This window comes from Commensalibacter sp. M0133 (genome assembly GCF_016101485.1).
GTDB classification, from domain to species: domain Bacteria; phylum Pseudomonadota; class Alphaproteobacteria; order Acetobacterales; family Acetobacteraceae; genus Commensalibacter; species Commensalibacter melissae.
Genome location: NZ_JACFQI010000001.1, coordinates 451,825 through 464,428, shown reverse-complemented (window position 1 = coordinate 464,428; position 12,604 = coordinate 451,825). Strand labels below are relative to the sequence as shown.

The window sequence follows — 12,604 nt, the reverse complement described above, 5'->3', positions numbered from 1 at the left end:
CTTTTATCTTTAGTTTTAAGTAATTTTGTTACAAAATATACAACAGCAAAATAGATTGTTATGCAAGTTGTTTTCAGTAAAATTTTAATATGGATCTATTATAAAATATAAATCAAAAACAATTCTTTGTTATGATAATGTAAATTATAACAAAACAGAATTCGCTTTGTTATAATCTTAATAACATTAATTATTCCATATGATAGAAAGCAACGGGTATGGTTCAAAAAAGTCTTGACGATTTAAAAAACAAGTCATTGTTCAAACAGCAATGTTTCATTGATGGTCAATGGTTGAATGCAGATAATGGTCAAGTAATTCAGGTTGTCAATCCTGCAACTGATGAAATTATTGGAACTGTTCCGAAAATGGGTGGTAACGAAACAAAAAAGGCTATTAAAGCCGCACAAACCGCCCAGATTGCGTGGCGAAAAAAAACCGCAAAAGAGCGGTCTGTCATTTTGCGTCGTTGGTATGAATTAATGGAAGAAAACAAGGATGATCTTGCATTAATTCTCACACTTGAACAGGGGAAACCCTTGGCGGAGGCTAAGGGGGAAATTCAATATGGCGCGTCTTATCTGGAATGGTTTGCCGAAGAGGCAAAAAGGGTTTATGGCGATACCATTCCCGGACACGCGGCAGATAAACGGATTTCGGTTATCAAACAACCAATTGGGGTTACGGCAGCAATTACTCCCTGGAATTTTCCCAACGCGATGATTACCCGCAAGGCTGGTCCAGCATTGGCAGTTGGATGTTCAATGGTACTTAAACCCGCAAGTATGACCCCTTACTCTGCCTTGGCCCTGGGTGTGCTTGCTGAAGAAGCTGGATTACCGCCAGGGGTTTTCAATATCATTACAGGATCCTCAGGGGAAATTGGTGGAGAGTTGACCACTAATCCAATAGTTCGTAAACTAACCTTTACAGGATCAACAGAAATTGGCGCTCAGTTAATACAGGAATCAGCCGGTACGGTAAAAAAATTATCGATGGAATTGGGGGGGAATGCACCCTTCATCGTTTTTGAAGACGCAGATATTGATGCGGCGGTGGAAGGGGCAATGATGTCCAAATATCGAAATGCGGGTCAAACTTGTGTCTGTGCAAATCGATTTTATGTTCATGATTCAGTTTATGATCAATTTATTGAAAAATTTAAACATGCCGTTACCAAACTCAAGGTTGGCAATGGATTGAATAAAGATGTAACCATTGGTCCCTTGATTGATCGAAATGCCTTGAAAAAGGTGAAAGAACATATTGATGATGCTGTAAATAAAGGCGCAACTGTTGTCATGGGTGGTAAAGCTCTTGAGGGATGTTTTTTCGAGCCGACAATTTTATCGAATGTACCATTTAATGCACTGGTTTCGAAAGAGGAAACTTTTGGACCTTTGGCGCCTGTATATCGCTTTGAAACTGAAGAAGAGGTTATTCATTTGGCCAATGATACGGAATTTGGTTTGGCATCCTATTTTTATGCCAATGATATTTCAAGAATAACACGTGTATCAGAAGCCTTGGAATACGGGATTGTGGGAATTAATACTGGTTTGATCTCAAATGAAACGGCCCCTTTTGGCGGAATAAAGGCATCAGGTCTTGGAAGGGAAGGTTCCAAATATGGTATAGATGATTATCTTGAAATCAAATATTTATGTTTGGGTATTCACCTGTAAATCAGACTAGACAAGATTAAGGATTAATACGAATTCTAATCCTTAATTTTAGTTTTCTATAAATTATTCAAGGGTTTTGTGTGCAAGTGCGATTGCTGCCTCTTTTGATGTGGCAACAGCTATGAACAATCCCTTGTGAACGAATTTTGCCCCCAGAATTCCTGTTTCTTTTTCTAGATTTTCACCTTCTAGTCCTCCCCAGCTGGCAGGAAACAACTTACGTCGATCGTTTCCGTGCATACGGATCGGAACTGTTCCGACACGCCATTCATTTTCTGCAGGATAAATTACCAGTTGTGTATTCCAACCATTGGCAAAAATCGGATATATATGTGGCATCCAGCGAGGCAACATCAAAATACGGTTATCGGGGCTGTTCTTGTATGCTTCTTCACAACAGCTGATGGCTCTGTTACGAGCAAATTCAATATTGAGTTGATAAATCAAAACAGTTTGAACGATTTTACTTGCCTCAAAAAAACGTTCCAGCTGGTTTGACGGGTCGTCGCAATCCCACGCAGGATTGAAAATATTTATGATTGATGAAAAATTTAATCCGTTTTCAGGTTGCATTTTTCCATTATCGATTGCATCTATGGGAATGACTAGCGCTTTTTCAATTACACTATGCGCAACACGATGTGATTTCTCATCCAGGTCAGGGGCTAGTTTTTTAATGACATCCAGACCAAAAGCGGTCCATATAAGACCAGCAGAACTATAGGGAATAGTTCCTTCCATGTTTTTGGGTGTCTGTTTGATATCTCTTTCAGGAGCACCAATCTGGTGATGGTCAAAATAACGCTTACCATCAAAAATTCCCCCAACATCAAAAACAATATCAGCTTTTTCAATGATTTCAGGGTTACGTGTTCTTTCCAGCCGAAAGGGTCTATTTTCTAAATCCAATGCAAGAAATAAGGTTGTAAAGGCGAAAACATCGTCAATATGAAAACGTCCGTTATGTGTGACGATTAAAAGTTCCTTTGAATAATCCATCAATCCTTCTGTAAGAGAATCAGAATGAATTGTAGGGGAGTTAGGCATGGGATCTCCTGATCAGTACAAATAAATTAATAACGAAAAAACATAATAAATAAAAACATCATTGGATGCGAGCGATTAATTAAGATTTCATACAGAATATTTTATATGAATTCTAATTATGAAAATATTCAGACTATAAATCTTAATCGATTTTACAAAAACGATATTGGATCGATATCCACAGTTATTTTTACGTTTTTTTTGGGTTTAATTGGATCCAACCATTGATGTAGGATCGGCTGTATGGCGATGGATTTATGTGTTCTTAACAATAAACGCTGTCGATAACGGTTACGAAGCAGAGATAGGGGAGCTGGGGCAGGTCCCAAAACGATGACCCCATCTCGGCTGGGTGCATTTAGACCGAGTTCTTGAGCTGTTTCCAAAGCATCCTGATTTGTATCCGCACTTACGATTATGGCGGCTAATCGACCGTAAGGAGGCCAAAATCCGGCTTTACGCTCATGCGCCTCTTCGATCATGAATTGATTGAAATCACCTTTGATTAACGTCTCCATTACGGGATGATCTGTTAAAAAACTTTGAATTATAACTGTACCGGGAAATCTGGCTCGACCGGCTCTACCCCCGACCTGATGCAATAACTGTAATGTTTTTTCAGCCGCACGTAAATCTGCGCCGGTTAATCCCAAATCGGCATCTATAACCCCAACAAGAGTAAGATCAGGGAAATGCCATCCCTTGGCAACAATTTGGGTGCCGATAATAAGGTTGATTTCTTTTCGCATAATTTGGCGAACGGCTTCGGCTGTCATTTTGGGACTGTTTAAACAGTCACTGGACATGACAAGGATTTTTGCGTCAGGAAAGGTAATTCTTGCCTCTTCGGTAATGCGTTCAATTCCAGGACCAATGGGAACCAGACTATTCTTGGTATTGCAATGGGGACATTCCAGCGGAATGGGTATAGAATAATCGCAATGATGACATACCAGTTTTCTAGTGCTGCGATGCTCAACCAACCATGCTGAACAATGTGGACATTCAAGACGGTAACCACAAGCACGGCATAAAGTTAAAGGGGCGTAACCGCGCCTGTTCAAAAAAAACAAGACCTGTTCGTTTTTGTCAAGTTTTTCCTGTGTTGCCTTTACAAGAGGTGGTGACAGGAAATGTCCTTTTTCTGGTGGATATATTTTCATGTCAACCAGTTCGGTTCGTGGCATGATAGCCCCACCATGTCGTTTGGTTAAGGTGAGATGAAAATATTTTCCCTGATGCGCATTTATCAGGGTTTCCATTGAAGGGGTGGCGGAAACCAAAATAATAGGACACGAGGATAGTTTAGCCCTGACAATGGCCATATCTCTGGCATTATAGATAACACCTTCCTCCTGTTTGAAGGAAGATTCGTGTTCCTCGTCCACAATTATCAATCCCAGATCATAAAAAGGTAGAAATAGGGCGGATCTCGCGCCAACTAACACGAAAACTTCATTTTTTAATATAGCCATCCAGGTTTGTTTACGGTGTTTCAAACCTAGATCGGAATGCCATAGTGCAGGATTTACGCCAAAACGTTTGTAAAACCGGTTGGTCCATTGAGCTGACAAAGCGATTTCTGGCAATAAAACCAGAACCTGTTTATTCTGTTCGATGCAGGAAGCTATGGCTTGCATATAAACTTCTGTTTTTCCTGAACCGGTAATGCCTTGCAGTAAAGTAACAGAAAATTTTTTCTTATCGACTTGTTTCGTTAAAAAAGTTGTTGCTTTGGTTTGTTCTTCGGAAAGGCTAGGTTGATGAAAATTGGGATCAGGTTTTGAAAATTGCGTAAAATTGGTAAGGGGTTGTTTGAAAATGCCTCCTGATTTTTCCAGTCCATAAATAACCGAAGGTTTTATATGTAAATTTTCTGTCAATTCCCTTGTTGTATAGGCTTGATCTGGAATATTCATGAAATCCAGAATTTTTTTTCTTTTTTCGGTAATTTTCAAGTTTGTTGGCAAAGGTGAAGTTTTTATCCATCCATATTCTTTTTTTAAGGGAACGGTGAGAGCTCTGACATTACGGATTGCCATTGCCAGAACGGAACCTGATTCTGTAAAATTGTAATTTGCCATCCAATCAATGAATTGCATTAAAACTCTCGGTAAGGGCTGAATGGGTAAAATGGAAATAATTTCTTTTAATTTTCTTTTTTCTTTTTTTGGGGTGGATGATAAAGACAAATTGCCTGATAGAACGTGATCTTGCCAGACAACCCCTATTTCCTTACGTTGATTGAGCGGTACAATAACCAGGGTACCAGGAATGATTTTTTCCACTTTTAGGTCGTGTGGAATTATATAATCAAAAGGTTCCTTGAATGGGTAAGGAAGAAGAACCGGGACTATTTTACGGTAAGATAGAGGCATATCAGATAAAATATCAGGATTCATTTGACAAACTCAATTGAAATTGAGGCAAAATCTTATTTTACGAGGATAGTATAGCATTGTTTGAAACTATATGTTCTGGATTTAAGATAAAATATATCTCTAGAATGAATTAAAACTATAATCATAAAATATTAGACATAAATTGGGATCTACATGATTAAAAATATTTTAACAATTGCTGGAACCGATCCAAGTGGAGGGGCGGGAATCCAGGCTGATATCAAAACTTTTTCCGCATTGGGAACCTATGCAATGTCAGTTATAACGGCGGTTGTTGCGCAAAACACCCAAGGGGTAAGATCTTTTCAGATTATGGATCCTAAAATGGTTGCAGATCAGATCGATGCGATTTTTCAGGATATCCAAGTTGACGCTGTCAAAATCGGAATGCTTGGCAATGAGCTTATTGTCAGGATTGTAGCCCAGAAACTGAGAGAATATAATGTTGCCAAGGTCGTTATTGATCCTGTCATGGTGGCAAAAAGCGGTGATCATTTGATCAATGATGCGGCAGTTAATGCATTGAAGGACGAACTATTTCCTCTTGCCACCCTTATTACCCCGAATATCCCGGAGGCATGCGTTTTATTGAATAGAGATGATCCAATAACAATGCTGGAAATGAAAGAGGAGGCACAGAAATTACTTTCATTTGGATCTCATTGGGTTTTGTTAAAAGGGGGACATCTCGAGGGATTTAACTGTTTTGATGTATTATGTAACAAGAATGAATTTTTCGATTATGAGGATGAAAGAGTGCTGACAAATAATAATCACGGGACAGGATGCACGTTGTCTTCTGCCATAACAGCCTTGATTCCCGTTATGGAAATTCCTGATGCGGTCAGAGAGGCCAAGACTTATCTAGGGCATGCACTTAAGGCTGGCAATCAGCTGCAAGTGGGTAAGGGACATGGGCCGGTCAATCATTTTTACAGAATATGGAATTTATAATAAATTATCATTTCAGTGACAGAATCGCGTTGAAAGGATCCAATCATGCTGGCAGAAGATTATTTAAAGCATTTCTTGAAATGGATGAGGGACAGTCAAAGAGCCTCATCTAATAGTATTATTGCCTATCAACAGGATTTAACCCTTTTTTTACAATTTTTTACAAATTATAGGGGTAAAGAAATAACCGGGCATGATCTTGCCGATCTTTCATATAAGGATGTCAGGGCATGGATGGCGGATGAAAACAACAAAGCCCTTAAAAGTCATTATCTTGGTCAGGGTCGACATACGCAAGATGCCGCAATCCGTACACGTAAGAGACGTTTATCCGCATTGCGGTCATTTTATCGCTTTTTGGCAAGGTTTTATTATATTGAGAATAATATTGCTTCATTAATAAAGATTCCAAAGGTCAATCAACCTTTACCTCATCCATTGACGGAAAAAGAGGCCTCAGAGTTGACTAGGAATATTGCGATTGTTGATCAGTCCCCAATGACTCAAAATCGTGACATCGCTTTATTTACATTGTTGTATGGTTGTGGTTTGCGGTTGTCTGAAGCCTTATCCTTAAATTGGGGGGATCTCAGAAATGCAGACCTGACCCGTGAGGGTGCAACCCTAAGGATAACCGGTAAAGGAAACAAGGAACGACTTGTGCCGATTTTGTCCTATGTGGCTGAGGCATTAATAAAATGGGAAAAACATTATCCTTTTATGATAAAATCTCAATCACCAGTTTTTGTCGGTGTTAAAGGCAAAAGGTTAAATCCATCGATTGCCCAAAAAAATATGCGTGAATACAGACGCATGACAGGATTGTCAGAATTGGCAACACCTCATGCCCTACGTCACTCATTTGCCACCCATATTTTACAAAACGGAGGAGATTTAAGAACAATACAGATGTTGTTAGGACATGCAAGCCTGTCTACAACGCAGCGTTATACATTGATGGATGAATCTCATTTACTTGAAGTATGGAATAAAGCCCATCCCAAAGCGAATATAAATAGAAAAATATGAAAAAACTCATTCTGACATTTTATTTTTTTACAGGCTTATGGTCTTTTGATTCTGCCAAAGCCGAAAGGAATTTATGCAGTTATGAAAAAATTGCGCAAATTCCTCTCAGAAATATAGGAGGATATATAATAGGGGATTTTCAAATTAATGGACAAATGGTTTCACTGATTATTGACACAGGTTCAGAAGGAAGTCTTATTTCTTTGGATGGAGCTTCAAGGCTGCATTTACCTGTGGATCCAGGCCAAAAAACAATAATACTGGGTTCAAAAGGGGGAAGTAAAACAGTACAAAATGTTTTTATCCGAAATATGCACATAGGAACGTACAATCTGGGCGCTTTATCTATACCAGTTGGTAATTTACCTCAATTTCCAAGAATTAAACCTGCCATTTCAGGATTGATCGGTGGAGATATATTATCAAATTTTGATGTTGAATTTTCATTAAAAACAGGAAAGCTAAATTTATGGGAGGTGAACAGCCATTCATTATTATGTATGGTACCACCTTTTTGGCAAGAAAAAGGTCATATTACTGATTTGGACAAAAAAGGTTTTCGTGTGTTTACAAAGGTAAGAATTGATCAGTTTCCCCTAGAAGCCCTAATTGACAGTGGTGCACGATCCCGAATAGTTGCCCTTCAAAAAGTAAAAGAAATGGGAATTCATGAAGATGAGCTGGCCACACGTCCGGGTGGACTGGCAAGCTCGATTGGTTCAAAAGAGGTTGTTTATCACTGGTATCAATTTAAGCGTTTCGAAATTGGTGGACAGGTTGAAATCAAACCTACATTGACCGTATCCCCATTGCATGATGAAGCAGATATGCTGATTGGTTCAGACTGGTTTGCACTAAATAAAATATGGATATCCTATAAACGGGAAAAATTGTATTTTATAAATAATAAAGAAGAATAATTATTTTCCTTTTGGCAAAAACCAAAAGATAAAAGAGCTGAAAAGTGTCGTTATACCCAACCAAAACCATGTAAAATGAAAATGTATTGCAGGAGCGGAATTGGGATGCAAAGATTGATCTACATTTAAAAGTATTGCAGAGACGGCAACACCAGAAGCCATGGAAAGTTGCATGACTGTGGATAATAAACCGCTTCCTGAAGGTTGTTTACTAAAAGATAGATCAATAACGGTAACTGTATTCATGGCTGTAAATTGAATGGAATTTATAAATCCAGTAATGAGCATTAGAACAATCAATAATGTCCAGCTGGATGAACTTGTTACAGTTACATACGAAATATATGAAAAACTGAGCAATATAGTGTTGATAAACAGAAAACGTCGGTAACCGGTCTGTCTTATAATCTGATCGACGAAAGATTTTCCCACAAAAGAAGCAATGGCCAATGGTAACATTGCAAAACCACATTTTACGGGTGAAAGTCCCAATAGAATTTGTAACATCAATGGCAGCATGAATGGCACGGCGCCGCATCCGATACGTGCAACGATGTTACCGAAAATTCCAATTGTGAAGCTTCTTACTTTAAAAAGGTTGTGATGAAATAAGGGGTGTTTATGATTATAGGATTTTATCCAGTAAAATATCATTAAAAGGATGCCCAGAATAAGAATCAGGGTTGGAATTTTAAATTGTTTTGTTTCACTAAATAGACTGAGTGCATAGGTAAGAAAGGCTATTGAAATGGCAAATATTCCGTACCCTGTATAATCCATTTTAATTGATTTATCCTTGATATCGGGAAAAATTCGTAAGGCAAATATAATTCCAAGAATACCGAAGGGTATATTGATTAAAAATATTAGAGACCAATGAAAATAAGAAGTGATCATCCCCCCAACAATGGGACCGATCAAGGGACCAGTCAAAGCGGGAAGGGTTACCATACTTAATGCTTTTACCAGTTCGTCTTTGGAAAAGGTCTGGATAATTGCCAATCGACCGATCGGCAGCATAAGTGCTCCTCCAGAACCCTGAATAATCCTTGCGATTAACAATTCATTCAAGTTATGGGAAAGTCCGCATAAAAGAGAACCAGATGTAAAAATTGCCAGTGAAAGACAAAAAATTATGCGACATCCATGTTTTTGGCATAGATATCCCGTAAGAGGAATAAATAGGGATCCAGCCACCATATAATAAATAATGATATTTTTTGTTTTGAATAAAGGTGTGTTAAAAAAATTGGATAAGTAGGGAATTATTGTATTGACGGCAGTTGAATCAAGTGCAGCCATGAAAAATGATATTGCTGCGACAATGGGTAAAAACCGTTTTTGATTGTTTTCAATCGGAATGTTCATGATTATTAATATACCTAGTAATTTAGGTACGGTATTTGATTTATATAGTCAAGATATGAAACTTAATAAATATAATGTTCAATCATACTCAGAATATTATTTATTTTTTAATTGGTTGAAATTTATATTTAAATAGATTTTCAAAATTATTTCATAAAAATTCGGTCGTTAAAATAATTCAATTATTTATTATTTATTTTATAATAGCTGTTATAGTTTAATCTATCAATTTGTGTCCTAATATTTCTCAGGGGATTGAGAATCATATGTCTCGTATCATCACTTTAATTCCTGACAGTGGAATACAGTTTTGGTCTATAAAAATTCCTGTTGCGCAATTAAAAAATGTTCATTGCTGGTTTTGGGAAGAGCGTAATGGTGAATATGATGATGGTACACCACGTTATATCTTGCATTCCCTTAGGGAGGATCCCGAGACAGGTGTGTTGAGGGATGTTCAATCCGGTCAGGTTCCACCTGAAAATCAGATTTATGAGGTTTCCTGGAAAGGGATGATGCAAATGTTTCTGCATCAATGGATACCCTTGCCTTTTTTTGCGCTCATATCGGGTGAAGAAACAGGTAATGAGCATTTTCGAAATGGACCGGCAAATTGGGTACGTGGATATCTTACACAGATAAGGGAGGATTTGTATCAATTTGATCTTGTATTCGATACAAGTTTGCAAACACAGGATAATAATGAAATTTATAATGCACCCACTATAGAAGATAGCCAAAGACAGGACTGTTATAAATTCGTTTCTAATTTTACTGATGTGGCATGGTTTTTGAATGAAGGATGGGTGGGTGATTGGCTTTTGAAAATCAAACAGGAAAATGTTGTCAATAGTTCTTTATATGAAGAACGATATTGTTGGCATTATGCCGTCTATCAGGCATTCCTACAGATTTTAACCTCCTTGCAAACCTTACCATCAGTGCATTTGCTGGATGGTGGTAAGGGAATAACATCACAAGTGCCGGTTGAGGTAGACCTAATTCTGGATTTGGGAAATTCAAGGAGCTGTGGAATTTTAGTTGAGGATCATCCGGGACAGGATGTTAATTTTTCAAATAGCTATCCTTTGATTCTTAGAGATCTTTCACGTCCCAATCTTAAATATGACAAACCATTTCCAAGCTGTATAGAATTTGCTCGTGCAAATTTTGGAAGTGATCTTCTCTCTCGTCGTTCCGGAAGGGTGTCTGCCTTTTATTGGCCAAGTCCGGTCAGGGTAGGTTATGAGGCGGCACATTTGGCAGGGACAAGAATTGGAAATGAAGGTATAACCGGTATCACATCTCCTAAAAGATATATATGGGACACGCGTTTATCTTTACAAAGCTGGCGTTACAATAGCCGTTCCATGGGTATTTCGGGCAGAATAATCGATCCTCCAGTTACGGGGGCATTTATGGCAATGATTTCACCGGATGGTCGTGTTTTGACTGAGGAGGAACGTTTAATAGGGGAGAATATCACCACACAACCAAATTTTTCACGGAGTTCATTATTTACCTTTATGCTTGTGGAAATTTTGTTTCAAGCGAGATTACAGATGAACTCGCCTCAAAATCGTGAACAAAGACAAAATAAAACTTTAATGAGACATCTTCGGTCTGTAACATTGACTTTACCTCCCGGTATGCCGGTAGCGGAACAGAAAATCTTACGTAATCGTGCGATTTCAGCCATTGATTTATATTGCGAAATGCTGGGTATATCTACAAAAGATCGGCCAAAAATTCACACGCATCTTGATGAGGCAACAGCAACCCAAATCGTTTGGTTATATAACGAGATTACCGAACGTCTCGGTGGAAATGTGGATGAGTTCATGCAATTAAACGGTCATGTCGATAAAGATAGGGAAACTGATAACCGGATACCGAAAATTAGGATAGCAAGCTTGGATATTGGAGGTGGAACGACTGACTTGATGATAAGTTCCTATTCTGTGCCTGTGGGTGAGACAATTTGTCCACATCAGGAATTTAGGGAAAGCTTTAAAATAGCAGGGGATGATATTCTTGAACATATCATAACGCATATCATTTTACCCATAATGGAAAATTCCCTACGTAAAGCGGGCGTAATTGACACCCAGGCATTTTTTAGTTCCGCCATTGGACAGGACTGGGGAGGGCAATCAGAACAGGAGCGTCATTTAAGACAGCTTTTTGTCAATAATGTTTTGGAACCGGTTGCATTGGCAATATTGTCCCGTTATGAAAATTTAACTGATCGAACAATCGATATACTTGATGCATTCCATATTGGCGATGTTCTTGGTGAGGACAAGGAAAATATCGAGCGATCCCAAAATTACATTCAGACCCTTGCCAAAAAGGCAGGAGCAGAAAATTTTAAAATAACCGACTTGGAAATCATAGCCAAGGTGCAACAGGTTGAGGCCTCGATCACATATGTTATGGGTGATGTCATAGCGAAATTGTGCGAAGCAATTTGGACCTATGATTGTGATGTCTTGTTGATTTCAGGTAGACCTTCAAGATTACGCAGAATTGTTGATATGATTATGGCCGCCATGCCGGTTCCGGTTCACCGTATTATAGGTATGTACCATTATCGTGTTGGTGCATATTATTCTTTCCGTGATGCTCAGAACCGTATAAGTGATCCAAAAACCACCGTTGTAGTTGGTGCATCTTTATGTTTGCAAGCGGAAGGGAAGTTACAGAATTTTGTATTACGATCACGTGATTTGCATATGTATTCCACTGTGCGTTTTATTGGTCGTTTGGAAAAAAATGGTCAGTTGAGGAATAAAAATGTTTGGCTTTCGAATATAGATTTACCCGAAAGGAAGCTTCAAGAAGATGTAGGTTTCAAGATTGATGATTTTGAAAATACCACCAAGATTGGTTTTCGTCAGCTTGGAATTGAAAGATGGCCAGCGTCGCCATTATATGTTTTGGAAATAAATAATTTCAATGCTCTGAATAAAATTGCCCTGCCTTTGACGGTAACAATTAAGCGTCAGGATATCGATCAAGAAAAGGAAAATCTAAAAAATGATTATTCAGATCGCGAACAATTCAGGATTGTTGAAATAACAGATCGGAATGGCGAGCAATATCCCACCCGGCTTTTGGTCCTGAGATTGCAAACCATGATGAATTCCGAAGGTTATTGGCGTGATACAGGTCGCTTTACCTTAGCCTAGAGAAAGAT

General features: G+C 38.4%; 8 protein-coding genes. 5 read left to right on the top strand and 3 right to left on the bottom strand.

Annotated elements, in window-relative coordinates; genetic code table 11:
• Positions 1 to 218: 218 nt before the first annotated feature.
• Positions 219 to 1,685, top strand: a complete 1,467-nt coding sequence (gabD, locus tag H3T46_RS02070; RefSeq protein ID WP_198197276.1) for an NADP-dependent succinate-semialdehyde dehydrogenase — start codon at positions 219 to 221, stop codon at positions 1,683 to 1,685.
• A 63-nt stretch (positions 1,686 to 1,748) separates the two neighbouring features.
• Here gabD and H3T46_RS02065 read toward each other — a convergent pair whose 3' ends face one another.
• Together H3T46_RS02065 and H3T46_RS02060 are read right to left on the bottom strand one after the other, a co-directional pair.
• Positions 1,749 to 2,732, bottom strand: a complete 984-nt coding sequence (locus H3T46_RS02065; RefSeq protein WP_155580473.1) for an MYG1 family protein — start codon at positions 2,730 to 2,732, stop codon at positions 1,749 to 1,751.
• A gap of 152 nt (positions 2,733 to 2,884) precedes the next feature.
• Complete coding sequence (locus H3T46_RS02060; protein WP_232349951.1) at positions 2,885 to 5,134, bottom strand: primosomal protein N'; 2,250 nt, start codon at positions 5,132 to 5,134, stop codon at positions 2,885 to 2,887.
• 153 nt (positions 5,135 to 5,287) lie between these two features.
• Between H3T46_RS02060 and thiD the strand changes: the two genes are divergently transcribed.
• From thiD to H3T46_RS02045, 3 genes are read left to right on the top strand one after another with little or no spacing between them, the layout of a single operon-like run.
• Positions 5,288 to 6,088 carry a bifunctional hydroxymethylpyrimidine kinase/phosphomethylpyrimidine kinase gene (thiD, locus tag H3T46_RS02055; RefSeq protein WP_198197275.1) on the top strand — a complete coding sequence of 267 codons (801 nt, stop codon included), beginning with the start codon at positions 5,288 to 5,290 and terminating at the stop codon, positions 6,086 to 6,088.
• Between the two features lie 45 nt (positions 6,089 to 6,133).
• The gene (locus H3T46_RS02050) at positions 6,134 to 7,117 is read left to right on the top strand and encodes a tyrosine recombinase XerC (RefSeq protein ID WP_198197274.1); all 984 of its coding nucleotides are present in this window, start codon (positions 6,134 to 6,136) and stop codon (positions 7,115 to 7,117) included.
• Positions 7,114 to 8,037 (top strand): retroviral-like aspartic protease family protein, encoded by a 924-nt coding sequence (locus H3T46_RS02045; RefSeq protein WP_198193125.1) that lies wholly within the window; start codon positions 7,114 to 7,116, stop codon positions 8,035 to 8,037. Before H3T46_RS02050 ends, H3T46_RS02045 begins: the two co-directional genes overlap by 4 nt.
• Here the strand turns inward: H3T46_RS02045 and H3T46_RS02040 are convergent, their stop codons facing one another.
• On the bottom strand, positions 8,038 to 9,405 hold the full coding sequence (locus H3T46_RS02040) for an MFS transporter (protein ID WP_155568166.1): 1,368 nt from the start codon (positions 9,403 to 9,405) through the stop codon (positions 8,038 to 8,040).
• Positions 9,406 to 9,671: 266 nt separating this feature from the next.
• Here H3T46_RS02040 and H3T46_RS02035 point away from each other — a divergent pair, with 266 nt between their 5' ends.
• Positions 9,672 to 12,596 (top strand): virulence factor SrfB, encoded by a 2,925-nt coding sequence (locus tag H3T46_RS02035; RefSeq protein WP_198197273.1) that lies wholly within the window; start codon positions 9,672 to 9,674, stop codon positions 12,594 to 12,596.
• Positions 12,597 to 12,604: the final 8 nt, after the last annotated feature.